This window comes from uncultured Psychroserpens sp. (assembly GCF_947500255.1).
Classification (GTDB): Bacteria; Bacteroidota; Bacteroidia; order Flavobacteriales; family Flavobacteriaceae; genus Psychroserpens.
The window spans coordinates 1,147,694-1,173,036 of the sequence record NZ_CANMRL010000001.1; the positions used below are offsets into that span (position 1 = coordinate 1,147,694).

The 25,343-nt window shown below is 34.5% G+C and carries 26 protein-coding genes and 17 tRNA genes; 20 read left to right on the forward strand and 23 right to left on the reverse strand.

Annotated elements, in window-relative coordinates; translation table 11 throughout:
• Position 1 precedes the first annotated feature (1 nt).
• From pdxA to Q0783_RS05010, 18 genes are all read left to right on the forward strand, one after another.
• Positions 2 to 1,048: a 4-hydroxythreonine-4-phosphate dehydrogenase PdxA gene (gene pdxA / locus Q0783_RS04925; RefSeq protein WP_298893739.1), complete on the forward strand. Its 1,047-nt coding sequence runs from the start codon at positions 2 to 4 to the stop codon at positions 1,046 to 1,048.
• Between the two features lie 72 nt (positions 1,049 to 1,120).
• Positions 1,121 to 1,663 (forward strand): DUF177 domain-containing protein, encoded by a 543-nt coding sequence (locus Q0783_RS04930; protein WP_298894165.1) that lies wholly within the window; start codon positions 1,121 to 1,123, stop codon positions 1,661 to 1,663.
• An 8-nt stretch (positions 1,664 to 1,671) separates the two neighbouring features.
• The gene (rpmF, locus tag Q0783_RS04935) at positions 1,672 to 1,875 is read left to right on the forward strand and encodes a 50S ribosomal protein L32 (RefSeq protein WP_040279531.1); all 204 of its coding nucleotides are present in this window, start codon (positions 1,672 to 1,674) and stop codon (positions 1,873 to 1,875) included.
• Between the two features lie 180 nt (positions 1,876 to 2,055).
• Positions 2,056 to 3,051 (forward strand): beta-ketoacyl-ACP synthase III, encoded by a 996-nt coding sequence (locus Q0783_RS04940; protein ID WP_298893741.1) that lies wholly within the window; start codon positions 2,056 to 2,058, stop codon positions 3,049 to 3,051.
• 37 nt (positions 3,052 to 3,088) lie between these two features.
• On the forward strand, positions 3,089 to 3,577 hold the full coding sequence (gene accB, locus Q0783_RS04945) for an acetyl-CoA carboxylase biotin carboxyl carrier protein (RefSeq protein ID WP_298893743.1): 489 nt from the start codon (positions 3,089 to 3,091) through the stop codon (positions 3,575 to 3,577).
• 93 nt (positions 3,578 to 3,670) lie between these two features.
• Positions 3,671 to 5,023, forward strand: coding sequence for an acetyl-CoA carboxylase biotin carboxylase subunit (accC, locus tag Q0783_RS04950; protein ID WP_298755706.1), 1,353 nt, complete (start codon positions 3,671 to 3,673; stop codon positions 5,021 to 5,023).
• 192 nt (positions 5,024 to 5,215) lie between these two features.
• The gene (locus tag Q0783_RS04955) at positions 5,216 to 5,806 is read left to right on the forward strand and encodes a hypothetical protein (protein WP_298893745.1); all 591 of its coding nucleotides are present in this window, start codon (positions 5,216 to 5,218) and stop codon (positions 5,804 to 5,806) included.
• A 5-nt stretch (positions 5,807 to 5,811) separates the two neighbouring features.
• Complete coding sequence (locus Q0783_RS04960; protein ID WP_298893747.1) at positions 5,812 to 6,921, forward strand: FAD-dependent oxidoreductase; 1,110 nt, start codon at positions 5,812 to 5,814, stop codon at positions 6,919 to 6,921.
• Entirely contained in the window at positions 6,921 to 7,370 is a 450-nt protein-coding gene (locus Q0783_RS04965) for a 3-oxoacyl-ACP synthase (RefSeq protein WP_298893749.1), read from the forward strand. Before Q0783_RS04960 ends, Q0783_RS04965 begins: the two co-directional genes overlap by 1 nt.
• 36 nt (positions 7,371 to 7,406) lie before the next feature.
• On the forward strand, positions 7,407 to 7,946 hold the full coding sequence (locus Q0783_RS04970; protein WP_298893750.1) for a YceI family protein: 540 nt from the start codon (positions 7,407 to 7,409) through the stop codon (positions 7,944 to 7,946).
• Between the two features lies 1 nt (position 7,947).
• On the forward strand, positions 7,948 to 9,087 hold the full coding sequence (locus Q0783_RS04975; RefSeq protein ID WP_298893752.1) for an NAD(P)/FAD-dependent oxidoreductase: 1,140 nt from the start codon (positions 7,948 to 7,950) through the stop codon (positions 9,085 to 9,087).
• Positions 9,084 to 9,797, forward strand: coding sequence for a methyltransferase domain-containing protein (locus Q0783_RS04980; protein ID WP_298893754.1), 714 nt, complete (start codon positions 9,084 to 9,086; stop codon positions 9,795 to 9,797). The genes Q0783_RS04975 and Q0783_RS04980 overlap by 4 nt, the downstream gene beginning before the upstream one ends.
• A 1-nt stretch (position 9,798) precedes the next feature.
• The gene (locus tag Q0783_RS04985; RefSeq protein WP_298893756.1) at positions 9,799 to 10,851 is read left to right on the forward strand and encodes a type III polyketide synthase; all 1,053 of its coding nucleotides are present in this window, start codon (positions 9,799 to 9,801) and stop codon (positions 10,849 to 10,851) included.
• A complete protein-coding gene (locus Q0783_RS04990) occupies positions 10,845 to 11,639 on the forward strand; it encodes an SDR family oxidoreductase (RefSeq protein ID WP_298893758.1) in 795 nt (264 codons plus the stop codon). Before Q0783_RS04985 ends, Q0783_RS04990 begins: the two co-directional genes overlap by 7 nt.
• 1 nt (position 11,640) lies before the next feature.
• Positions 11,641 to 12,078 (forward strand): hydroxymyristoyl-ACP dehydratase, encoded by a 438-nt coding sequence (locus Q0783_RS04995; protein WP_298755731.1) that lies wholly within the window; start codon positions 11,641 to 11,643, stop codon positions 12,076 to 12,078.
• Positions 12,075 to 13,346, forward strand: coding sequence for a beta-ketoacyl-[acyl-carrier-protein] synthase family protein (locus Q0783_RS05000; RefSeq protein ID WP_298893760.1), 1,272 nt, complete (start codon positions 12,075 to 12,077; stop codon positions 13,344 to 13,346). The genes Q0783_RS04995 and Q0783_RS05000 overlap by 4 nt, the downstream gene beginning before the upstream one ends.
• A 3-nt stretch (positions 13,347 to 13,349) precedes the next feature.
• Positions 13,350 to 13,604, forward strand: a complete 255-nt coding sequence (locus Q0783_RS05005) for a phosphopantetheine-binding protein (protein ID WP_298755736.1) — start codon at positions 13,350 to 13,352, stop codon at positions 13,602 to 13,604.
• Entirely contained in the window at positions 13,601 to 14,173 is a 573-nt protein-coding gene (locus tag Q0783_RS05010; protein WP_298893762.1) for a 4'-phosphopantetheinyl transferase superfamily protein, read from the forward strand. Before Q0783_RS05005 ends, Q0783_RS05010 begins: the two co-directional genes overlap by 4 nt.
• A 157-nt stretch (positions 14,174 to 14,330) precedes the next feature.
• Here Q0783_RS05010 and Q0783_RS05015 read toward each other — a convergent pair whose 3' ends face one another.
• The 22 genes from Q0783_RS05015 to Q0783_RS05120 all read right to left on the reverse strand — a co-directional run bounded on the left by Q0783_RS05015 (position 14,331) and on the right by Q0783_RS05120 (position 20,390).
• Positions 14,331 to 14,555, reverse strand: coding sequence for a hypothetical protein (locus Q0783_RS05015; protein ID WP_298893764.1), 225 nt, complete (start codon positions 14,553 to 14,555; stop codon positions 14,331 to 14,333).
• Positions 14,556 to 14,672: 117 nt separating this feature from the next.
• Complete coding sequence (locus Q0783_RS05020) at positions 14,673 to 16,067, reverse strand: RtcB family protein (protein WP_298893765.1); 1,395 nt, start codon at positions 16,065 to 16,067, stop codon at positions 14,673 to 14,675.
• A 151-nt stretch (positions 16,068 to 16,218) separates the two neighbouring features.
• Positions 16,219 to 16,291, reverse strand: a tRNA-Arg gene (locus Q0783_RS05025).
• Between the two features lie 16 nt (positions 16,292 to 16,307).
• Positions 16,308 to 16,793: a ribonuclease H-like YkuK family protein gene (locus Q0783_RS05030; RefSeq protein WP_298893766.1), complete on the reverse strand. Its 486-nt coding sequence runs from the start codon at positions 16,791 to 16,793 to the stop codon at positions 16,308 to 16,310.
• A gap of 32 nt (positions 16,794 to 16,825) precedes the next feature.
• Positions 16,826 to 16,898, reverse strand: a tRNA-Phe gene (locus tag Q0783_RS05035).
• A gap of 5 nt (positions 16,899 to 16,903) precedes the next feature.
• Positions 16,904 to 16,974 (reverse strand) — tRNA-His (locus tag Q0783_RS05040).
• 10 nt (positions 16,975 to 16,984) lie between these two features.
• Positions 16,985 to 17,057 (reverse strand) — tRNA-Ile (locus tag Q0783_RS05045).
• Positions 17,058 to 17,062: 5 nt separating this feature from the next.
• Positions 17,063 to 17,133 (reverse strand) — tRNA-Gln (locus Q0783_RS05050).
• Positions 17,134 to 17,139: 6 nt separating this feature from the next.
• Positions 17,140 to 17,213 (reverse strand) — tRNA-Leu (locus Q0783_RS05055).
• A 5-nt stretch (positions 17,214 to 17,218) separates the two neighbouring features.
• Positions 17,219 to 17,292: transfer RNA gene (locus Q0783_RS05060), tRNA-Leu, on the reverse strand.
• Positions 17,293 to 17,297: 5 nt separating this feature from the next.
• A tRNA-Met gene (locus Q0783_RS05065) sits at positions 17,298 to 17,371 on the reverse strand.
• A 5-nt stretch (positions 17,372 to 17,376) separates the two neighbouring features.
• Positions 17,377 to 17,449: transfer RNA gene (locus tag Q0783_RS05070), tRNA-Val, on the reverse strand.
• Between the two features lie 5 nt (positions 17,450 to 17,454).
• Positions 17,455 to 17,526: transfer RNA gene (locus Q0783_RS05075), tRNA-Glu, on the reverse strand.
• Between the two features lie 190 nt (positions 17,527 to 17,716).
• Positions 17,717 to 17,798 (reverse strand) — tRNA-Tyr (locus tag Q0783_RS05080).
• A gap of 8 nt (positions 17,799 to 17,806) precedes the next feature.
• Positions 17,807 to 17,880: transfer RNA gene (locus Q0783_RS05085), tRNA-Cys, on the reverse strand.
• A gap of 4 nt (positions 17,881 to 17,884) precedes the next feature.
• Positions 17,885 to 17,956, reverse strand: a tRNA-Asn gene (locus tag Q0783_RS05090).
• A 6-nt stretch (positions 17,957 to 17,962) separates the two neighbouring features.
• A tRNA-Ala gene (locus tag Q0783_RS05095) sits at positions 17,963 to 18,035 on the reverse strand.
• 9 nt (positions 18,036 to 18,044) lie between these two features.
• Positions 18,045 to 18,131 (reverse strand) — tRNA-Ser (locus Q0783_RS05100).
• A gap of 95 nt (positions 18,132 to 18,226) precedes the next feature.
• Positions 18,227 to 18,299 (reverse strand) — tRNA-Pro (locus Q0783_RS05105).
• Positions 18,300 to 18,453: 154 nt separating this feature from the next.
• A tRNA-Lys gene (locus Q0783_RS05110) sits at positions 18,454 to 18,528 on the reverse strand.
• 714 nt (positions 18,529 to 19,242) lie between these two features.
• Positions 19,243 to 19,809 (reverse strand): metallophosphoesterase, encoded by a 567-nt coding sequence (locus tag Q0783_RS05115; protein WP_298893768.1) that lies wholly within the window; start codon positions 19,807 to 19,809, stop codon positions 19,243 to 19,245.
• Between the two features lie 32 nt (positions 19,810 to 19,841).
• Positions 19,842 to 20,390 carry a hypothetical protein gene (locus Q0783_RS05120; protein WP_298893770.1) on the reverse strand — a complete coding sequence of 183 codons (549 nt, stop codon included), beginning with the start codon at positions 20,388 to 20,390 and terminating at the stop codon, positions 19,842 to 19,844.
• Between the two features lie 510 nt (positions 20,391 to 20,900).
• Here Q0783_RS05120 and Q0783_RS05125 point away from each other — a divergent pair.
• Both Q0783_RS05125 and Q0783_RS18375 read left to right on the forward strand, forming a co-directional pair.
• Positions 20,901 to 23,204, forward strand: a complete 2,304-nt coding sequence (locus Q0783_RS05125) for a CAP domain-containing protein (RefSeq protein ID WP_298893771.1) — start codon at positions 20,901 to 20,903, stop codon at positions 23,202 to 23,204.
• A 3-nt stretch (positions 23,205 to 23,207) separates the two neighbouring features.
• A complete protein-coding gene (locus Q0783_RS18375; RefSeq protein ID WP_366915433.1) occupies positions 23,208 to 24,929 on the forward strand; it encodes a WYL domain-containing protein in 1,722 nt (573 codons plus the stop codon).
• Positions 24,930 to 24,950: 21 nt separating this feature from the next.
• On the opposite strand, the gene Q0783_RS05140 is transcribed toward Q0783_RS18375, so the two are convergent.
• On the reverse strand, positions 24,951 to 25,247 hold the full coding sequence (locus tag Q0783_RS05140) for a S26 family signal peptidase (protein WP_298893772.1): 297 nt from the start codon (positions 25,245 to 25,247) through the stop codon (positions 24,951 to 24,953).
• Positions 25,248 to 25,343 lie beyond the last annotated feature (96 nt).

Below are 25,343 nucleotides of genomic sequence, written 5' to 3' on the forward strand. Positions count from 1 at the left end.
AATGGAAAAAGGTAAAAAAATAAAACTAGGAATTTCAATTGGCGATCTTAATGGAATAGGATCTGAAATTATCATCAAAACTTTTGAAGACAATCGCATGTTGGAGTTTTGCACGCCAGTAATTTTTGCCTCTATAAAAACGATGTCTTTTTTTAAAAAGCATTTTAAAAGCAGCATCAATTTTCACGCAATCAATCATACAGACCAGATTATTCAGGGTAAGGTTAACGTATTGAATGTTTGGAAGGAAAATGTCACGATAAATTTTGGAGAAGAAGATCTGAAAATTGGTGAGTATTCGGTGAAATCGCTCGAAGCGGCTACGGATGCCTTAAAAAAGGAAGCTATAGATGTATTAGTTACGGCTCCAATACATAAGCATAATATTCAGTCTGATGACTTCAAATTCCCAGGCCACACCAATTATCTTGCAGAAAAATTGGGAGGAAAAAGCTTAATGTTCATGGTAACAAATACATTAAAAGTAGGCTTACTTACCGATCATGTTCCAGTAAAAGATGTTCCTAATCATATCACTGCCGAACTCATTAATGAAAAAATTGATACAGTTTACACGTCCTTAAAACAAGATTTTAGGATCAGCAAACCGAGAATTGCGGTTCTGGGCATCAATCCTCATGCTGGTGATAATGGTGTTATTGGAGAAGAGGACGACAAGGTGTTACGACCAACATTGCAGGACATTAAAGAGAAAGGTAAGATGGTATATGGACCTTATTCTGCTGATAGCTTCTTTGGGTCTGGAAATTATAAAAACTTTGATGCCATTGTTGCATCATATCACGATCAAGGGCTAATACCATTTAAAACTATTGCTTTCGGACATGGTGTCAATTATACAGCAGGACTTAATAGAGTAAGAACGTCTCCAGATCATGGAACTGCTTTTGAAATTGCCGGAAAAGGAAAAGCTGACAACGGTTCATTTAAAGAAGCTGTATTTACTGCAATAGAAGTTTTTAAGAATAGAAAAGAGTATAATGAATACTCAAAAAACCCTCTAAAAAAGGCACCAAAAAAGATATAAACATTTTTTGTTGATAAGCGCTGTTTAATTAATTAAAATTTATATATTTGCAGGCTCAAAATGAATGCGATGATGAAGCCCTTAAAGGAATTTACAATACCATTTATTGGTCTCAAGGTTGGAAAGCACCATTTTGATTATCAGATTGATAAAAAGTTCTTTGAACATTTTGAGTATGATGATTTTAATGATGTAAAAGTAAAAACAGAGTTGTTGTTTGAAAAAAAGACAACTTTGTTGGAGTTACATTTCGAAATTTCAGGCGTTGTAAATGTCAACTGCGACCTTACAAATGAGCCTTATGACCAAAGTGTCGAAGGTAAATTTAAATTGGTAGTCAAGTTTGGTGACGATTACAATGATGAATTTGAAGACATACTAATCATACCTCATGGAGAATATGAAATCAATGTTGCCCAGTACATATATGAGTTAATCATATTGTCGATGCCAGCAAAACGAATTCATCCAGGAGTTGAAGATGGTACATTAGATTCAGAAATACTTAAAAAGTTAGAAGAATTAAGCCCAAAAGGCTTAGACGACAAAGAAGATACATCAGAGGATATTGACCCTCGTTGGAATACATTAAAAAAACTATTAACGGATAAATAACATATAAAATGGCACATCCTAAAAGAAAAATTTCTAAAACAAGAAGAGATAAGAGAAGAACACATTATAAAGCATCTGTTCCTACTATAGCTACTTGTCCTACAACAGGAGAAGCACACCTTTACCATAGAGCTCATTGGCATGAAGGGAAGTTATATTACAGAGGTCAAGTATTGATTGATAACTCTGAAAAAGAAGAAAACTTAGCATAAGTATTATGCATGCATATAATAAAACGCTCATACTTGAGCGTTTTTTTTATGTTTAATTTCTCTAAGTCTTAAAAACGACTTATTTTGCGTCATATTCGTTCAAAATTTAGTAAATTCATTAAAATTTTACCGTTTTTTGACGATTTTTGTCTTTTTAGGACGATTTTTTAAAAATTTAGTATGAGTAAAATCACAGCTGCAATTACAGGAGTAGGTGCTTATTTACCTGAATATAAATTGACCAACCAGATTTTAGAAACCATGGTCGATACAAATGATGAGTGGATTACCACTCGAACAGGTATAAAAGAACGTAGAATTCTTAAAGAAGATGGTAAAGGAACTTCCTATTTAGCCATTAAAGCCGCTCAAGACTTAATTAACAAAAAGGGAATTGACCCAAAAGATATAGAACTTGTTATTGTTGCCACTGCAACTCCTGATATGAAAGCTGCCTCAACCGCAGCTTTTACTGCAACTAATATAGGAGCAACTAATGCCTTCTCGTTCGATTTAGAAGCAGCATGCTCTAGTTTTCTTTTCGGAATGTCTGTTGCTGCACGTTATATAGAATCTGGAAAATATAAGAATGTATTACTTATTGGAGCAGATAAGAACTCTTCAATGATTAACTATAAAGACAGAGCTACTTGTATCATCTTTGGAGATGGTGCTGGAGCTGTGTTATTTGAACCTAACCATGAAGGACTTGGTCTACAAGATGAGCTATTGAGAAGTAATGGAGAAGGACGTGAGTTTCTACATGCACAATATGGAGGCTCTTCTTATCCATCTACACCAGAAGCAATTGCCGAAGGAAAGCATTTTGTATTCCAAGAAGGGAAAACAGTATTTAAGAACGCTGTATTTAATATGGCAGATGTCACAGAGCGTATTCTAGAAAGAAACAATTTAACTAATGACGATATCTCATGGTTGGCAGCACACCAAGCTAATAAGAGAATTATAGAGGCTACTGCAAATAGAGTGTCTCTAGACCCAGCAAAGGTGATGATGAATATCCATAAATATGGAAACACAACTTCGGCAACATTACCATTGCTATTACACGATTACGAATCACAATTAAAAAAAGACGATAAAATTATATTCGCAGCCTTTGGTGGCGGATTTACTTGGGGCTCAATTTATTTAAAATGGGCTTATAATTCTTAACCGACTTTTAACTAACTAATTAAAAAGACTAATAATTATGGATATTAAGGAAATTCAAAACTTAATCAAATTTGTAGCCAAATCTGGTGCAAGTGAGGTTAAATTAGAAATGGATGATGTTAAGATCACCATCAAAACAGGTGCTGATGACAAAGGGGACTCAACCACTTATGTTCAACAAATACCAGTGAGCCAACCTGTAGCGCAAGCTATACCTGCAGCTGCACCAACTGCGCCTGCCGCACCAGCCGCTCCTGCAGCTGAACCAGCATCAGACGATTCGAAATATATTACAGTTAAATCACCAATTATAGGTACATTTTACCGTAAGCCATCTCCAGACAAACCCGTATTTGTTGAAGTAGGTAGCACTATTGGTGAAGGTGATGTACTATGTGTCATTGAAGCGATGAAATTATTCAACGAAATCGAATCTGAAGTATCAGGAAAAATCGTTAAGATTTTAGTAGATGATTCTTCTCCAGTAGAGTTTGATCAACCATTATTCTTGGTAGATCCATCATAACCGTTTAAAAATTCCAATTCGCATCTCATGTTATGAGACCCAAAACCTGTTTGGTTTGGTACTTGGAATTTGAAATTTTTAATTCAAGAAGTTATGTTTAAAAAAATATTAATAGCTAATAGAGGAGAAATAGCACTACGTGTTATTAGAACCTGTAAAGAAATGGGTATCAAAACGGTAGCAGTGTATTCTACAGCAGATGCTGAAAGTTTACATGTGAAGTTTGCAGACGAAGCTGTCTGTATTGGCCCACCATCAAGTAGTGACTCTTACCTTAAAATATCCAATATTATAGCAGCAGCAGAAATCACAAATGCTGATGCCATACATCCAGGTTATGGGTTTTTATCTGAAAACGCTAAATTCTCAAAAATCTGTGAAGAGCACGATATCAAATTTATTGGAGCATCTCCAGAAATGATTGATAGAATGGGAGACAAAGCCAATGCAAAAGCAACAATGCTTGCTGCTGGTGTGCCATGTGTTCCTGGAAGTGAAGGTATAATTGAAGATTTTGAAGAGTGTAAAAAACTAGCTAAAGAAACCGGCTATCCAGTTATGCTTAAGGCATCTGCTGGAGGTGGTGGAAAAGGAATGCGTGCTGTTTGGAAACCTGAAGATCTTGAAGATGCTTGGGAATCAGCTAGAACAGAATCTAAAGCAGCTTTTGGAAATGATGATATGTACATGGAAAAACTTATTGAAGAACCACGTCATATTGAAATTCAAGTCGTAGGAGATTCAACTGGTCGCGCATGCCATCTTTCAGAACGTGATTGCTCAGTGCAAAGACGTCACCAAAAGTTAACCGAAGAAGTGCCATCTCCATTTATGACTAAGGCTTTACGTGATAAAATGGGGAAAGCAGCTGTAAAAGCAGCAGAATATATCAAATATGAAGGAGCAGGAACAGTAGAGTTCTTGGTAGATAAGCATCGTAATTTCTACTTCATGGAAATGAATACGCGTATTCAAGTGGAGCACCCAATTACAGAACAAGTGATTGATTTCGATTTAATTCGTGAGCAAATTCTTGTGGCTGCTGGTGTGCCAATTTCTGGTAAGAACTATACGCCTAATCTACACTCTATCGAATGTCGTATTAATGCCGAAGATCCATTTAATGATTTTAGACCATCGCCAGGACGCATTACAACGTTACATGCACCTGGAGGACATGGTGTTCGTTTAGATACACACGTGTATGCTGGTTATGTGATTCCGCCTAACTACGATTCTATGATCGCTAAGTTGATAACTACAGCACAAACGCGTGAGGAAGCCATCAATAAAATGAAGCGTGCTTTAGAAGAGTTCGTTATTGAAGGTATTAAAACAACCATTCCATTCCACAGACAACTTATGGAGCATCCAGATTATTTAGCAGGTAATTATACCACTAAGTTCATGGAAGATTTTGTTATTGAGAGAACTCCAGAAGATTAAAAATATAACTCCGAGATTTACGTTTCGGAGTTTTTTTTTACCTCTTTCTTATGGTGTTCTTTTATCCCGAAGTGTTGGGACAAAAGGCAGGCTCTCGCAAGTCGCTCTCGGTGAGGAGCTCCAACAATAACTCCATCCTTAACACGAACCAATATTTCTTGTTATATTTAAGAGAACTAATAACCAAGGTTAATGATTAAGACCAAAGAATCTGTTTTCATCTTTCTCTTATTTTTACTCTTTTTTCCTGCTTACGCCATGTTCAACAATGCTATTTTATTTTTGTTCGATCAGGCATTTACAGGTGGTGAAATCTCAAAAATTTTCACATATAATTATACGGGAAATCTACTGGGTTGTCTAGGTGTAGCAAAGTATATCGAACTGTCAAACTCATTTAATTTTTTTCAAAAAAACGGTGTATTAGTCCTTTCCTTTTTAGTTTCAGTCGTTGCTTTTTTAATGATTATCAAAAAGAAAGAATCCAAGAACTATCATGCTAAATGGCTTCTAGTTTTTGTGTTTTCGTTATTTCTGTTTACAGGACTTGAGTTTTTATATTACACTTTTTCTTATATCATTAAGGCAGATGCTGAATTCTCAGAAGCTCTTTCTTTAATACTAGTATTTAGTCTAATTGTTGCTCTATTAGCTGTTATTCTATTTTTTAAAAGTTTCATTAAAAAAGAAAAATTACAAGTTTTTGTGCTAGTGATACCTGCATCTTTTATAAGTGCTTATCTTTGGTTAGGTTACATCGGACCAGCAATTTTGCCAATATAAATTCTATGAATCTATCCTACTGGGAAATAAAATCATGGCTTACTAATGTCGATTATACAATCGTAGGTAGTGGTATTGTAGGCCTCAATTGTGCATTACAATTAAAACAACGATTTCCAACAGCTAGCATTTTAATTCTTGAGCGTGGCACTTTACCACAAGGTGCCAGCACTAAAAATGCAGGCTTTGCATGTTTTGGGAGCCTGAGTGAAATTATCAATGACCTTAAAACACATTCTGAAGATGAGGTGTTACAATTGGTAAAAAAACGTATTGATGGTTTGCAGTTATTGCGACAAACTTTAGGAGATGAGATTATAGGCTACCAAGAGCTAGGCGGTTATGAATTGTTTTCAAAAACAGATGATTTATATGAAGAATGCCAGTCTAAAAAAGACACTATAAATTTGCTTCTAAAACCACTATTTAATCAAGAAGTATTTAGCTTCAAGCCCAATGAGTTTAATTTTAAAAACTGTCATGACACCTTAGGCTTTAATCAATTTGAAGGCCAAATAGACACGGGAAAAATGATGGCTTCATTAACGCAATTAGTATTAGGTTCTGGGATAAAAATATTGAATAATAGTACTGTCAAACAGTTTTCTGAAAATGACAATTCTGTTAACATTAAAACAGATCAATTTGAATTTTCTACCTCAAAACTTTTAATTGCCACTAATGGTTTTGCCTCAATGTTAGATATTTCCGAAGTAAAACCAGCTAGAGCACAAGTCCTTATTACAAAACCTATCGAAAACCTTCATATTAAAGGTACATTTCATTTAGATCAAGGGTATTATTATTTTAGAAATATTGATAACCGCTTACTATTTGGAGGTGGGCGAAATCTGGATTTTAAAGGAGAAGAAACTACTAAATTGATTCAAACCCAACGTATTCAAGATAAGTTAGAAGACTTATTAAGAACAACGATATTACCTCATACAGCTTTCGAAATTGATTATCGTTGGACAGGTATTATGGGTGTTGGACAACAAAAGAAACCTATTGTAAAACAGCTTAGCAATAATGTTTTTTGTGGTGTGCGTTTAGGAGGCATGGGAGTCGCTATTGGGAGTTTGGTTGGAAAAGAATTAGCCGATTTATTGTAATGGATACCAAGGAAAAACTATATTACCAATGCCAAGAGTTTATTGATGACCGCTTGCAAGCGGTTCAAAAAACCATTCATGAAATTCAAGAATCATTAACCTCTGAAACGAAGAGTTCGGCAGGGGACAAACACGAAACAGGTCGAGCTATGTTGCAATTAGAAAGAGAAAAAACTGGACAGCAATTGGCAGAAATTCAAAGAATTAATCAATTATTATCCAAGATTGATGTTTCAAATACCTCAAAAGCCATTGGCTTAGGAAGTGTTGTAATGACAACCAATGCCAATTACTTCATTGCCATTAGTGCTGGAGAATTGAAAGTAAGCAATCAAGTGTTTTATGCGATTTCAGCACACACACCTATTGCCCAATTGTTATTAGGGAAATCTATAGGAGATGACATTCAATTTAGAAATCAGGATTTTAAAATTATTGAAGTCTACTAATTTTTATCTCATCCAATTTCAGTGTATCTTTAGTTTATGAAAAAGATTAAAATTACACTTGTATTGCTTACAAGTACGATATTCTCATTGATGAGTTTTGCTCAAGATACTAAAACTCAAATATCTGTAGATTTTAAAATTAGAAACCTAGGGTTTAATGTTGATGGTTACTTTTCAAGAGCTTCTATTACCACAAACTTTAACAGTGACAATAGTACGAAATGGACCTTATCTGGAAGTGTAAAAGCCAATTCCATTGCTACAGGCATCAAAAAACGCGATGAACACTTATTAAGAGAAGATTATTTTGATGTTAAAACCTATCCAGATATAACTCTAGAAGCAACAAATTTTAGAAAGACATCTAAAAACAAGTATAAGGTTGAGGTGAATCTTACTATTAAAGACGTGACCAAACGGATAACAATTCCAATGCAAATTAGTGATGACGACAATAGCTTGAAGCTGAGTGCTTATTTTGAAATAAACAGAAGGGATTTTGGTGTTGGAGGAAGTAGCCTAACACTATCAAATACTGCTAGAATAAATGTAAACTATACCTTAAAAAAGGAATAACTTGAATCGAAAGAATTCCAAAATAGATGTGCTTATTATTGGAGGAGGGTTGGCTGGTTTATCTAGCGCTATCCACTTAGCAAAGCACGAGTATAGTGTTTTGGTTATAGAGAAAAACAAGTATCCTAAGCATAAAGTTTGCGGCGAATATATTTCAAATGAAGTACTCCCTTACCTCAATTATTTAGACATTGATGTTTTTAAATTAGGCGCCAAAAAGATTGATAAATTTCAACTATCTACCACAAAAAGCAAACTCATTTCTACTATTCTACCCTTAGGTGGTTTTGGAATTAGTCGTTTTTGTTTGGATGAGGCTCTTGCTCGAAAAGCCATGGATAATAATGTTGAAATCATTCAAGATACCGTAGAAGATGTTCAATTTGATAATGATCAATTTACTGTAATTACCAAAAACCAAAAACACTTTAAATCTAAGATGGTAATTGGTGCCTATGGTAAACGATCTAATATTGATATAAAGCTTAAGCGTCAGTTTATAAAAAACAAGTCTCCTTATCTAGCTGTTAAAATGCACGTTAAAGGAGATTTTCCTGAAGACTTAGTGGCTCTTCATAATTTTGAAGGCGGTTATTGTGGTGTTTCTAAAGTAGAGAATGATAGTATCAATCTTTGTTATATTGCAAATTTTAAAGTATTCAAAACGTATAAAAATATTGAGGAGTTTCAACACAAAGTGGTATTTAAAAACACCTATTTAAAAAATATTTTTAGCAGGACAACACCGGTTTTTGAACATCCTTTAACGATAAGCCAGATTTCTTTTGAAGATAAAAAACCATTAGAGAATCACATCTTGATGTGTGGTGATACAGCCGCACTTATTCATCCATTGTGTGGCAACGGAATGAGTATGGCAATTAGAAGCGCACAGATAGCGTCTGCATTAATTATTAAATTTTTTAATTCTGAAATTTCAACAAGAGAAGCACTAGAAAAGCAGTATCTTAGAGAATGGAATACAGCCTTTAAGTCCCGTTTAAAAACGGGACATATGATGGCTAATTTGTTTGATCAGCCAAAATTGTCAGAAATTTTGATGAAAGGATTGCAATGGTTTCCAGGTGTTTTGCCATATATCATTAAACGAACGCATGGTAAATTAATGCAGATTGAATGAGCTTACTCGTCAATACAAAATATAGAAGTGATGCAGAAGAAATCATGGATGATTTGGATTATAATGGTCCAATACTTCATGATGCGCTCGATAAATTAGCAAAGATCAATCAATGGTTAGGTGGAAATAAAGTGACGCTTAACGGACTTAAAAAAGCACTAAAAAACTACCCAAAAGAGAAGCCTATTACTATTATTGATCTTGGGTGTGGAGGCGGAGATATGTTGAGAGCTGTTTCACAATTTGGAAAACGTAATGGCTATAATTTTCAATTGCTAGGCATTGATGCTAATCACCATACAATCGATTATGCTAAGACATCGTCAAAAGCGTATAAAAATATTGAGTTTAAAGCCATAGATATTTTTTCGGAAAATTTTAAACAGCTCAACTATGACTTGGTATTGACAACATTATTTTTACACCATTTCAAGGAAGACGAATTGGTGTCGTTTTTAAAACCTGTTTTAGTAAAAGCGAAGTTAGGCATTGTAGTTAACGATTTGCACAGGCATAAACTAGCCTATTATCTTTTTAAACTATTGTGTTTAACGATAAAGAACAAAACAATAATTAAAGATGGATTAACGTCTGTACTAAGAGGATTTAAACGACAAGAGTTAATACATATATCACAACAATTGCATGCCAATTATCAAATAGAATGGAAATGGGCATTTCGTTTCCAGTGGCTATTGAAGCAAAAATAATATGAGTGTAAAAATAACAGCTGTAGCTAAACAATTACCTAAATATACTAGAGAGACTAAAGATATTATTCCGTATTTAAATCTTTGGTTAGCTGGTCAGGAAGAGCGCTTTCAACGTAAAGTGGTTAAGCTTTTTGAAAATGCTGGAGTCGATAGGCGTTATTCTATTATGGATGCTGAAGATGTCTTTATGAAAACCTCTTTCGAAGAGAAAAATGACATCTATTCAAAAGAAGTCGTGAAACTAGCCGAAAAATCTTTGATTAAAGCCCTTGAAAAAGTCAGCCTAAAACCTACAGATATTGATTATATCATAACGGTGAGTTGTACAGGAATCATGATTCCGTCTATGGATGCTTATTTAATAAATAACCTTAAGATGAAACAAGACATTGTAAGGCTTCCTGTAACCGAAATGGGCTGTGCTGCTGGTGTTTCAGGGATTATCTATGCAAAGAATTTTTTAAAAGCGAATCCTAATAAACGCGCCGCCGTAATTGCTGTAGAATCACCAACGGCAACCTTTCAGTTAGATGATTTTTCGATGGTAAATATCGTAAGTGCTGCTATTTTTGGAGATGGAGCTTCAAGCGTGATTTTATCATCTTATGAAAACGAAGAAGGACCTAAGATTATTGATGAAGCCATGTATCACTTTTATGATGCTGAAACTATGATGGGTTTTAAATTGGTAAATACGGGGTTACAAATGATTTTAGATAAAGCAGTTCCTGAAACGATTGCTACTCATTTTCCTAAAATTGTACATCCTTTTTTAAAGCAGAATGGTATGACCATTGAAGATGTTGACCATCTTATTTTTCATCCTGGAGGAAAGAAAATCGTACAAACAGTTGAAGATTTATTTGGGGCACTAGGAAAAAACATAGAAGATACCAAAGAGGTATTGAAGCGCTATGGAAATATGAGTAGTGCAACAGTATTATATGTGCTAGAGCAGTTTATGGATAAGCAATTACCAAAAGGTGATAAAGGTTTAATGTTAAGTTTTGGACCAGGGTTTTCAGCACAACGAATTTTATTAGAATGGTAAAAGAATTTGAACACAAAAACTATTGGGCACTCATTTTGGGAGGTTCTAGCGGATTAGGTTTAGCCACGGCAAAAAAACTCGCTAAACACGGTATGAATATATGTGTCATTCATCGAAATTCTAGGTCTCAAGAGACGGAAATTAATGCAGAGTTTGACAAAATCAAAGCCGAAGGAGTGACATTTAAATCGTATAATGTAGATGCATTTAAGCCAGAAAAACGCGAGCAAATTATTAGAGAATTAGATTCAGTATTAGAAGGAGGAAAAATAAGAAGCTTAGTACATAGCGTTGCAAAAGGAAATTTAAAACCCATGTTAGATGATGAAAAACCAACGCTTCAAAATGATGATTTCAATTTAACTATCAATGCTATGGCAATTAGCTTATACGATTGGACCAAGTCTCTTTTTGAAACAAAATTATTTACTGAAGACGCACGAATCATAAGCTTCACTAGTGAAGGCAATACGAAAGCATGGAAGAATTATGCAGCAGTTTCAGCAGCAAAGGTTGCATTGGAAGCTATTACCAGAAATATTGCTTTAGAGTTTGCACCATATGGTATTAGGGCTAATTGTATTCAAGCTGGTGTTACAGATACAGCCTCATTGCGAATGATTCCTGGTAGCGATCAAATAAAAGCGCACAGTTTAAAGCGTAACCCATTTAAACGGCTAACTCAACCTGAAGATGTCGCAAATGCTGTCTACCTATTAAGTAAAGATGAAGCGCGTTGGATTAATGGATGTGTAATTCCTGTCGATGGAGGTGAACATATAAGTTAAAATGACAGAGCAACAGATTATAGCATTATTACCTTATCAAGAGCCTTTTTTGTTTGTTGATGAACTTACCGCATTTTCTTCTGAAGGTATTACAGGACACTATACTTTTCAAAGCGATGCCTATTTCTATAAAGGGCATTTTAAGAACAATCCAATCACGCCAGGTGTTATTTTGATCGAGTGTATGGCTCAAATCGGACTGGTATGCTTAGGCATTTATATGTTGAAAGACGAGCTTTCAGAACAAACGAACCCTCAAATTGCATTGACTTCAAGTCAGGTAGATTTCTTTTTACCAGTATATCCAGGTGAGAAAGTGCTGGTGGTTTCAGAGAAAGAGGTTTTTCGTTTTAATAAGCTGAAATGTAAGGTCAAATTATTTAATGAAAGAGGTGATTTGGTGTGTCGGGGAAGAATTTCAGGAATGGTTAAAACATGAAAAATAGAGTTGTCATAACAGGTTTAGGAGTTGTATCACCAAATGGTGTAGGCCTTGATGCGTTTGCTAAAGCTATCAAAAAAGGTCAATCAGGAATTACCTTTCACCAGCAATTAGCCGATTTACAATTTTCTTGCTGTATAGGTGGAGTGCCTCTAATTTCCGAAGAAAAAAAACTCGAATACCTAACACCTTTGCAGCTCAGAGGTTTTAATAGTTCTGGGATTTTATATGGATGTATCGCGGGAATCGATGCATGGAAAGATGCTGGACTAGTAGTAGACCCTAAAGGTAAATTGGACTTCGATAGTGGAACTGTTTTTGGCACTGGAACATCTGGTGTTGAAAAGTTCAGAGAAGCAATCTATAAACTTGATGACAACCAAGTCAAACGTTTAGGGAGTACCGTTGTAGTACAAACTATGGCTAGTGGGATTAGTGCTTTTATTGGTGGTATCTTAGGTTTGGGAAATCAAGTGACCACAAATTCTTCGGCATGTACCACTGGAACCGAAGCGATTTTAATGGGTTATGAGCGTATTAAAAATGGTCAAGCCAAACGCATGTTAGTTGGGAGTTGTAGTGATGATGGTCCATACATTTGGGGCGGATTTGACGCTATGCGAGTAATGACTTATAAGCACAACGATACGCCTGAGCAAGGCTCGCGACCTATGAGTGCTAGCGCTTCTGGATTTGTGCCAGGATCTGGTGCAGGCGCTATAGTATTGGAGTCTCTTGAAAGTGCTTTGGATCGAAACGCTAAAATCTATGCTGAGATCTTAGGCGGAAACATTAATTCTGGAGGTCAACGGCAAGGCGGTACCATGACTGCTCCAAATGCTGAAGCAGTAAAGCGATGCATTATGAATGCAATGACAAATGCTCATATTTCTGCAGAGGAGATCGATACCATAAATGGGCATTTAACAGCAACGTCAAAAGACCCTTTAGAAATTGAAAATTGGACTAAAGCTCTAAATAGAAACGGTAATGATTTTCCATTTATCAATTCTTTGAAATCTATGGTTGGTCATTGTTTGGCTGCAGCAGGAAGTATTGAATCTGTAGCAACAGTATTGCAGTTAAAAGAACAATTTGTGTTTCCAAATATTAATTGTGATGATGTTCATCCAGAAATTTCCAATTTGATTTCCGAAGAAAAGATTGTAAAACGAGTACTAAAAACGGAATTAAATATTGCAGCAAAAGCCAGTTTTGGTTTTGGTGATGTGAATGCTTGTATTATCTTTAAGAGATATAATTAAGCTATGACCAAAGACCAATTAATTACCAAATTAAAAACTATTGTTCAACCCTATATTCAAGACGAAGTAGCATTTGATAATCTGTCTGAAGACACCGATTTTATTAATGATCTCAAAATCAACTCTGCAAATCTTGTGGATGTAATTCTAGATGTGGAAGATGAGTTTGATATTAGAATCGAAAACGACGATATGGAAAAAATGACATCTGTAAAAGCTGCAATGGATATCGTCAATGAAAAACTTGCCACAAAATGATTGGTAATGATATTGTTGATTTAAAACAAATAGGCCAAACCGTAAATTGGAAACGACCACGTTTTTTAGATAAGGTCTTCACCCAAAACGAACAGCAACTTATTTTTTCTTCTGAAAAGCAACATCGAACCGTATGGTTACTATGGAGTATGAAAGAAGCGGCTTATAAATGTCATGTTCAGCAATATGGAAGGCGTTTTTTTAATCCGAAACGATTAGTGTGTGAGCTCATTTCCGAAGAGAAAGGCATTGTGAGAATAGATAACAACAACTATTTTACAGACTCTACGATTACTGAAGATTATGTCTATACGATTGCAAATTTAAATGGCCAAAAAGCTGTAAATAGTTCAATTTTTAAAGCTGAAATAAAATCTCATAACACACAAAGCCACGAGTTGAAACAGTCTCTTGTAGCATCGGTTTCTGAAAACAGAAGTATTGAGCTTAATGCTATTAAAATAAAAAAAACAGAACAAGGCATTCCGCAACTATTCATTAATTCTGAGCAATTAACCCTATCCTTTTCTTTGACGCATTGCGGACGGTTTTCTGGGTTTGTTTACTAGATTTTGTTGAATATTCTTTGAGCTAAAAAGCGGATCATCATTACTGTTTTTTCCTGTATTTCTTTGGTTGGGCATATTGTTGTTTTTCTAATTCTGAAATTAGTGTTTTGTATTGAAACAAAAAGGAAGACCAATTCAAATTGGTCTTCCTTTTAATTTAAGTATCCCAAGACATTGTTTTTTTGTAAATAGAGAATTCAGTTTCATATCCTTTAAGTTTTTTAATTAAAATAACTTTGGATTTGACTCTGTAATTTCGTCGTTCTTGTTTGGTGTATTCTTTTCCAAGTTTATCCCAAAAATGACTTCTTTCAATACTTCTTTTTTTTCTCTTGTGAACAGTTTTGTAATTATAAAACTTCTTGTTCTTGTAAGATTTCATTGTATTAAATTTTTGAATTAAAAACTTAATACAGTGTTCCTTTTTTGATTTGCATCGCTCTGTTTTTTATAAAAAAGCAGACCAACCAAAGTCAGTCTACTTTTGTCTTTTTAAAATTTAGCCTCTATTTCGTTTCCTCTTTTCTCTACGAATTTTCCAAGGTGCATTTTTTTGCCAGTCACCTGCCATAACACAACCATAAGGCATCACTTCGTCAATGACAGTTCCTAAACCAAATTCTTCCATTTGTGCTCTTACAGCTTTTGCATTTTTGTAAGCGCTAGGTAATTCGGTAATATCAATTTCCTTTGAGAAAAACCGCGCATCAATCCCTCGGGTTTCCTCTTTAAAGATTTGCATAATCGTACCGGTTTTGCTGTTTCTATGTTGTGTTCTACTTACATTTCGACCTGCACCATGAGGTGCAAAACCTAAATTGGTTTGTGTAGTAGATCCTTCAACAATCAATACAGGTTCACTCATGTTTAACGGAATCAATCTCGGACCAGTAATATCTGGCATAAACTTAGCGTCTAGAGGTGTAGCACCTTTAGCGTGGTAAAATAAATCACCATCCTTAAATACGAAGTTATGCTCATTCCAATATCTGTTTTCGATAGCGATTTCTAAGGTTTCAGCAACAGAATTATGCAATACTTCATGATTCGTTTTTGTCCATTGTCTAATCACTTGCAAGGCATCCCAATACGATTGCCCTTCTTCAGTATCAAATGTAATCCAAGCATTTTGCTTCTTCGTTTCAGGCGATAATTCTTTTCTAAAACGTTCGGCAATTTTCATCCCTTTCGTGTATAAACGTGCTCCTGGACCTCTTGATCCATGGTGTGTTACCATCATGGTATTTCCTGTTTTTTTAGACGTTCCTACAAATAAGAAATGATTACCATCACCTTGTGTTCCTAAATGTGATCTTGCGATTTGAATCATGTTTCCATCATTCAAAAAGTAGTTAGACTTAAATGCATCTAATAATTCCTTCGGAAATCTAAATTGCGTATTTCTATCACGTCCTCCTGGACCAAAATGAGTATTAACATGAGCTGCATCAAGGATGTCTTTTGGATTAGCATTACCAAAATCGGTTAACATTACTGAACAACAAATATCAGCACTATGCATTCCTGGATGGATCGCATTTTTTGCAACAGCAACACCACCAACAGGAATCGTTCCGTCAGGACCAGCTGGACAAGCATCAGGCATAATGGCGCCATCAACCAAAGTTGGTGTCTTCATCAAGGTTTGCATAGAGTTGATCACTTTAGAAACATTGTCTTCTTCCAGCTCATTTTCAGCTTTTATATTAATAGAAAACTCAATTGGCGTTTTATGCAACGCTATCGGATCTGGTGATTTAAACTGCTCTAAGTAAGTTTCTAAAGCATCATCTTCTAATCTATTTTCATTAATATAAATTATGGCTTCTTTCATCCATTTACCTTGTCTGTATCCTAAGGCAATTAAATCGTGACCTGTGATTTTTGTGTTCATATTTTTATTTTTTATTAAGCTCCACCAGTTCCCTCGACTGATGGAGCACTACTACCAAAGTCTAACTAATAAGACTTCTTTATGATTACCTTGCAAATATTTAATCCTATTGCGCAATCTTTCTGCGTAGTATAATTATTTTTTAAAAAAGTAAGCAAAGCAAGATTCGAACTCGCATCTTCAGGATCGTACCCTAATGTTTTATCCAATTAAACTATATGCTTTTTTTAGTGCCTAAGTTTATACCACTTTATCTGCACAAGATGAACTTGCAAAAGCATAAGGTTTTGCTTTAAAAATAAAACCCATTCCTAAGATGTAGCCCATTGCATCTTTTAGAGCTACATTAGATTGAAATTTCGGATCTGTATTAATATCGGCATGAACCTCAAGTTCTACATTGTACTTATCTAAAATGTCACAAATTGAATATGCGACTTCTACAGACATCGTTACTTCCTTAAGCATACGTTCTTTAATACGAATATGTTTTGTCCCTTTGTAATTTCTCATAAACATAAAACCACCTTTTCCTTCACGCAGTATCACAATAACTGTTGCATATTCAACATGAGATTTATAGGCTTGAGAATCTGAACCAACACAAACCTTTAAACGATGTCCGTTTTTTTGTTCTTTTACAATAGCATTTTCGATTACTTTGGTGATGGGTTGGTCAAAAACCTTCCCACTAAAGTTTCTCCATTTTTGTTGTACAATTTTCATCTCTATTTAGTTTCTATTTAATAATTATGTTGTGGAACAAACTGGGATCGAACCAGTATTTTCGGAGCTTCAATCCGACGCATAGACCAACTTTGCTATTGTTCCTATTGGGTGATTTCGAGATTCGAACTCTGTTCTCCTCATTCACAGTGAGGTACTTTACCATATAAGCTAAAACCACCATATTTTAGTTCTGACAAAAGGAATCGAACCTTTATCTGCAAACGTATCAGGCCTGCGCTTTACCAATTAAGTTATGTCAGAGTTTGTTTACCCGATAGGATTCGAACCTATACCTCAAGAGTCAAAGTCTTGAATGCTGCCTTTACACCACGGGTCATTGTTGTACTTCGCCTTGGATTCGAACCAAGAAATCACAGTGCTTAAAACTGATGCCTTTTCCAGTTTGGCCAACGAAGTATTTGTGCAGGAAGAGAGACTCGAACTCTCAAAACCTTGTTTCTAAGACAAGAGCGTATGCCAATTCCGCCATTCCTGCAATTGTTGAGATGTCAGGAATCGAACCTGAATCTTTCGCCTTATGAGAGCGACGCTCTACCAGATTAAGCTACATCTCAATATGTTGAGGTAATAGGATTCGAACCTATGACTTTCACGATGTAAGCGTGACGCTCTTACCACTGAGCTATACCTCAATTTGAATTCCGTAGGAGAATCGAACTCCCATCTGCTGATAGAAAGTCAACCGTCTTAACCATTTGACCAACGGAATATGTTTTTTATGGCGTTACCCTATTGGGTCAGGCTTTCGGTAGTCGCTCTCTACGAGGAGCTCCAACAGTACCTCAATCCTTAACGCAAATTGCGGTTCATACGAGAATCGAACTCGTATCTCCCAAGAGACAGTCGGGAAGGATAGCCATTACCCCAATGAACCAGTTTTGTATATCTAATGTCTGTTGTGGGAATGATAGGATTCGAACCTATTTAGCAATAGCACCAGTTTTACAGACTGGCTCAACTCTCCAACGTTGACGTATTCCCTTATGTTGAGACAAGGATGAGATTTGAACTCATAAAGATCAGTTTTGCAGACTGACGCCTTAACCAATTCGGCCACCTTGTCTTTGCGATACCGATAGGACTCGAACCTATAACCTGTTGGTTAACAACCGACTGCTCTGCCGTTGAGCTACGATATCATATTGTGGAGCTACGGAGACTTGCACTCCATTCTGCGAGTTGCAAACCCACTGTTTTGGCTTGTTAAACTATAACCCCAATTTTTAGCGGAGAGTAAGAGAATCGAACTCTTACTGCATTTAAGCAGACTTGCTTAGCAGGCAAGCGCAACAAACCAATATTTGCCTACTCTCCAATAATTATTTAGTCTGAGAGACAGGGTTGACTTCGTCTCTCCTGTTGTATCTCATTGCCAATCAAATTCAAGTAAACTTGATTTGATTGTTTCGTCTGAGAGACAGGATTCGAACCTGCAACCTCTCGCTTCCAAAGCGAGTAAACTAGCCGTCGTTCTCCTCTCAGTTTTGCGGAAGGAGTGGGAGTCGAACCCACACGAGTCGTAATCTCCGAACAGTTTTAACTCAAAGAATATTATTTCTATAAATACGATTCGTTGAATTCGAACCCTCATTTCAAAACTGTGGCCACCGCCTATTGGCTTGCCCTTCCTAGTTTGTTGACCTGATGGGAATCGAACCCATGACCTCGACCTTAAAAGGGCCTTGCTCTAACCTTGCTGAGCTACAAGTCAATATGTTTATTTCAATACACACCATAAAAAAAGCACCTCGTTTACGGAAGGTGCTTTTCTTAATTTTATAAATACATCAACTCATGTACCTATAACCTTCCTATAGTATATGTTTAATTCGGCATCACAACTAAATATGACCTCTATTTGCTTCGGTTCGAGCGACCAGATCATGTACTGAATTATATGTTGTAAATAATTTCGCATTATTATTATGTTTGTTTTTTGTTGGTGCAAATATGAAATGAATTTTTTAAATACACAAGAAATTTTTGATTTAATTTACTGATAATCAAATAGTTATGTTAAATTTAGACAATAAAATTCCTGTCCGTTTTTTAACGGATAATGTACATGTTATACAATAGTCTGTCTCCCAATTGTTTCACTGTTTATTAAATCTCTATTTTACGTTTTATTGTTTCATAATCACTTTTATAAAAAATTTAAAAAAAAACGTCCAACTTTTAGGTTGGACGCTTCATATTACGGTTTTAATAGTATTTAAATCATATTCAACTCTTAAAAATAGATACAAAGCGTCCTTGTAGGGAATTCAGTAAAATGACTGCCCATTTATAATCGCATTCACTAAAACGCGACATCGGTTGTTTATGTATCTGTTGTTTTACCATTTTATATTGTAAATATACTTTTTATTTATACTGCAAATATAAGTCCAATAATACGCATTGTTTTTACGTAGTAAATTATTTATTCATTTTTAGATGGTGGCTCCCATATTTTTTTACTCATAATCGCTTTGACTTCTTCGTAGGTTATCGGATAGAAATCGTGACAATCTACACCAACATCAAAACTGTTCATCGTTGGATCGTCGGTTAAACTTCCATGTGAATGGCCATAAAGGTGCCATGTTCCTCTAAAGCTTGAACGCCATACACGCATTGCGTAATGCAAGAGTATGATTTTTTGCTTACCATTTGGCGCCTCTTCATCATTAACATTGAGTTCGAAATAATCTTTTATCCATTCAAATCGGTTTGGGTTTGCCAAGGCAGCACCTTCGTGATTGCCTCGAATTAAAAAGATATGTCCGTTTAATTGCTCAAGTATGTCTCGCATTCGCTCAGCTTTACAGAGTCCGAAATCACCTAAATGATAGACCTTGTCATGTTTATTAACTCGACTATTCCAGCGTTTTATGAGTTCTTGGTCCATGTCTTTTACACTACCAAATGGACGATTGGTGAATTTTATAATATTCTCGTGACCAAAATGATGGTCTGAAGTGAAATATATGTTTCTAGTTTTATTCATGTTTTATAATATGTTTTTATGAAAAGGATTGCTTAATCCTTCTTCTTTTTTTGCTTCCCTTTTTTTGTTTTCTTCTTTTTGGAAGCTTTCTTTTTCTTTGGTTTTATCTTGTTTTTAACTCTTGTTATTTCAGAATCGATAAACGCCATAAAACTGTTGTTGTATACATACAACTTTGCTTTTTTAAAAGTTTTCAATGCTTCTTTATACGCTTCTTGGCATTCTAAAAGCTGTGCCTGTAATACAATAAGCTCGCCTTTTTGAATTGACTTTACTGTAAATGCAAAATCGATTAGTTTTTGCGCTTCATCATAATCATGATTCCAAATCAAAACCAAGATATATTTAGGATATACTTTCACAAAATCCATCTTACTAGCTAAGGCTTCAGCAAAATAATATTTGGCTTTTTCGTAATCGCCTAGCTGTTCCGATTGTAATCGTCCCATGAGATATAATGCATATGCATTAGTGTTCTCGTAAGACAACGCATAATTTAGATTTTCTACAGTTTCTTCTAAATCGTATGGATAAGCATCTATGGCTTTAAGCACGTAATTGTTTAACAAATTCGTGTCCATTGTTTTTTTACTATTTTAATAATTCATTTTTTGCGACATATAAGTTCGCTAAAGCCATTTAACGGCTTGATATTTTAACTGTTTTGGAGGAGGTTTAGCAGACTTGCTAATGACTGAAAACAAAAAATCCGAAACAGTTAAACAAGTGCTTCGGATTTTTCATTATGTTTTGAAAAGTATATTAGCTATACGCTCGAAGCATCACAGAATGGGTTTTTCCCACTGGATTTCCTGAAATAGGTATGAATAAATACATAGCTTCGTGTTTTTGTTAATACTAATTTTTTTTCCTGAATTGTTTAATTCTTCGCTGCAAATATTTGGATTTATTTTTTAATTATCAAAATTTATTTTTTCATTTTCAGAAAATTATATGTCTTAATACGTAGTATTAACTTTTTTTGAAAAATCAAAGGGTTAATGCAAATTTTTCATTTTTGATCTAATTTTCTTTCTACGCAATTTAATTGCGTATATTTAATTTCAGTATAAAAAGCCCTCTAAATTTATATGAAATTAAAGTGTTTTATTTTCTGTTTTTTTGTTATTAGTTTTCAGAGTTTGTATGCGCAACTTAGCATTGCAGATGAAGAGAAATTAGCGGTTCTATTGACCGAAAAAATCAACAAACTTAGAGTTGAAAAAGGGAAACAACCTCTTAAAAGACATGAAGATTTAGCGAAGGCAGCAAAGTTACATTCAGGCTATATCTCAAAGCGAAATAAGCTCACGCACATTCAAATTAAAACGGCACTACCACAACCAAGGGATAGGGTTGAAAAATTTAATGTATCATTTACAAATATTGGAGAGAATATTCTGTATTCAAAAATGATAAGAACGCCTTTATCTATGGGTAATTTAAAAAAGTTGGCAATTGATATGTACCGTTCTTGGAAAAACTCTCCTGGTCATTATGCTAATATGATTTCTGATAGTTTTACCTATGGCGATTTCGGGTTTACCTATAATTCAAAATCGAAGCGTGTGTTTGCTGTTCAAGTTTTTGGTAAAAAAGGACATATTGTTGGTGGTCAATTGTCTAAAAATGCATTTGGGATTCTACCAAGTGATTTGTCATGTCATGATTTAATAGGTAATAAAGGAAATATTATTGTTAATATGGGTAATGCCTTATCAATTGTTAATGATGAAGTTATCTTTTCATATCATAATCTTGAGATTATACAAGAGATCTTTAAAAGTGCAAAAGATGGCTTGGCTATTGATTTGGTAACTAGAGATCAACTGGTTTGTGGTCAAGAGAATAAGTTGGATGCATCTAGCATTTATGAAGGTGTTTTGCTTAAACCTAAATATAGAGATGAAATTTTTGCTGGTAATACTGCTCAAAACCCTAAACGGCTTGTGGTCGTTTTAGGGAAAGTGCCAGAGCATCTTAAAAATGAGACGTTAAGCCCAAATTTGATTTTAATCAAAGACGGGAAAAAGTGTAGCTATGCTGTCCCATCAAATATTCCGAGTAGAAGATATAACCTTAGACCTATTGAGCCAGAAGTTTTTATACCAGGTGTTGCATTAAAAACTGAAGGAGTTCATGGGATTTTTGAGGTTCGTTTTGATTTTGAAAGTGGAAAAACAAAACCTCTATCCAACCCTAAGATAGATATTGATAAGGGTAATATTCATTCTATTGACATTAAAAGTTTCACTTCAGTTGATGGAAATTCAAAAGCGAATCACCTATTACATACTAAACGCGCGAACTACATTCATGATTTCTTAAATAAGAATTTAGGTTTGAGTAAGATTCCTATAAATATTAATGCCAAAGAAAACTGGGAACTGTGTTTTTATCATCTAGAGCTTTTAGGATTAGATCATACTTTAGGACAAAATAAGGAAGTGATTAAAACCTATATTCAGAACAATTTGGATGATAAATGGGAAGAGTCTCTTAGTTTACAACGGCAATCGAAAGCGATAATTTATACAAAGGGTACCTGGAATAAGGATGACGATCTTCATTTAAACAACAATTTGATTGATGCCCTTTTAAATCAAAACTATGATTTGGCAAATCAGGTGTTAGCAGATATGTATTTTGAAGTTAATAGTGATCTTTTTTTAAACGAAGAGTTTATTCATGATAAGCTGTTTAATAAGCAGGAATTGGTTCAAAATGTATCGGCTTTGCTGCTAAAAAACATCAATTTCTATGCTACCGATAATGTCGTGTTTTTTGTTAGAAACTGGTTATCGAAGTCTCATTTACTCTCAGAAGAAGCTCAAAAAAATTTACTAAATCTATATACAATTACGTCGAGAAAACTTCTTAGAAACTGGGATAGTAGTATAGAAGACTTCTCTAAAGTCATGCATCCGGAAAAGGTGGAGCCTCTTTTTGAAAATTATAAAAATCAAAATAAGGTCAACCCTTTGTTTCTCAATTTTCATATGTCGAGTATTGAATATTTCGGACAAATAAATTACAGTCCTAAAATTGATGAATCATTTGATTTTATAACAAATTACTTTAAAAGTGTTTCAAAGAACATAAAAGATGATACCGATTTAAGTTTGTTTTTTAATAGTTGGAGTATGTACACTATGACTATAGAAAGATTATTAGAACGATTTGAAGATGGTAAATTAGATGAAGAATCCTCTTTTGTTTTAATAAAAACTTTTGTTGCAAATAATAAGGATTACAATGCTGAAGTGCTGTTAGATATTCATAAGAAAACCATCTCATTTAACAAGGACAGATGGTGTAGATGGATTGATAGAGACTTTCAAAATTTAAGAGATGATGGGGTTAAAAATTTGTTTTGTAAAACTTGTAATGACTAAGATATGGCGGTTAACAAAAACGCATTAATTCGATATAAAACCATTGATAAATGTCTTCAAAATAATTTTAGGCAATGGACGCTTAACGACTTGATTGAAGCTTGTTCTGATGCGTTGTATGAATATGAAGGGAAAGATGTTGATGTAAGCAAGCGAACCGTTCAATTAGATATTCAAATGATGCGAAGTGATAAGTTAGGTTACAATGCGCCAATTGTGGTTTATGATCGAAAATTTTATAAATATGAAGATACAAATTATAGCATTACTAATAGTCCCATTTCAAATCAAGATTTAAGTAAATTATCTGAGGCGGTTTCGTTTTTAAAACAATTTCAAGGGTTCTCGCATTTTGCTGAATTGGGCAGTATGGTTCAAAAACTTGAAGATCATGTTTACACACAACAAACACATGAAAAATCACTCATAGATTTTGAAAAGAACGACAACTTAAAAGGTCTGGAATTTCTGGATGAACTCTATCAATTTATTTTGAAAAGACAAGCTATTGAGATGACGTATCAATCATTTAAAGCTAGACAAGAAAGCACTTTTAGTTTTCATCCCTATCTGTTAAAAGAATTTAGGAATAGGTGGTTTGTTATAGGCAAACGAAAATCTTCAGAAGGGATTATGAACTTGGCTCTAGATCGCATTATTTCAGTAGAAAAAAGTAATAAAACATTTGTTGCAGATAAAAGCTTTAATTCGGAAACATATTATAAACAGGCGATTGGTGTTTCTGTGAGTCCAAACATAAAACCAGAGAATGTATTGCTTTATGTTAACCATAAGCAAGCTCCTTATGTACTTACAAAACCATTTCATTATTCTCAAAAAGAAGTAGCGCGAGATAACTATGGTGTGACTATTTCATTGGATGTACAATTGAATTTTGAGTTGGAAAAAGAAATTCTAGGTTTAGGAGAAGGTATAAAAGTAATAGCACCAGAGCGTTTAAAACGAAATATTAAAGAACGTTTATATGATGCTGTAGATGCTTATGAAACTGAAATTAACGACAAAAATCTGAGAACTATTTCGAAACGATTGGAATATAAAGGTTTTGGGATTTTGAATCATGTATATTCTAAGCGAGATATTAGAAAGTTAAAGACAAAACTTGATGCCTATATTAAGCTTAACAACGAACAGGTTTTTGGGATGCGAGAAGTTCTTTTAAAACTACCCGAACTCAAACCTATTTTATTCAATAAAAATTTCAAAAAACTCATAAAGTCTATCGATAAAGATGCTTTTTTAACAAAAGCTATTTATTTTGATAAGTCCCCTAAAGATAATTGGTATGTGACTTGGCATCAAGATATACCTATTAATGTTTTAAAAAAGGCAGAAACCAAAGGGTTTAGTGCATGGACCAATAAAAAAGGGGTTGTTAGTGTTATTCCGCCAGAAGAAATTTCTAAAAACACATTCTCTATGCGCATTCATTTAGACGATACCACAATCAAAAATGGAGCGCTCAAAGTTATTCCTGGATCGCATCAAAAACGATTAAACACTGAAGAAATTAAGCTAATAACGATGAATTCTATTCCGTTTGTAAGTGAAGTTGGTTCTGGAGGAGTACAATTGTTAAAACCCTTATTACTTCATGCGTCTTCTGAATCTAAAGTTCAGCGTAGACGACGTGTATTACATTTGGAGTTTGCGTCTATAGAATTACCAAATGGATTAGAATATGCTGAAAAGGAATTATTGTAAATGTGTTTAAATAAGTAATGTCTATGACATTGGTAATATCTCTATTACTTTTCCATAAACATTTTTTGTCCATCCGTTAATTCTACCATGATTATTACCAATTAATAATCCACGTCTGTTGTTTTTGCCCTTTACAAGGTGCGTAAAACAATTCCCTCTAACTTTACAATATACAATATCTCCTGTTTCGCAGTTTTCCCAGTTAATAGGAGCAATTTTAACAGGTTGTTTAGATTTTAGTAGAGGTAACATCGAATTACCGGGTTCTTTTGAAATGATGGTTTCACCATTTTGAAGTTTTTGAATTTTCCAATTCATAATTTTAAATTTTAAAAGTTATATAAGCCATTATTGACTTACATATCCTTCAAGATTTTACAAAAGAACTTTCAATGAACTTGCACAAATATATAG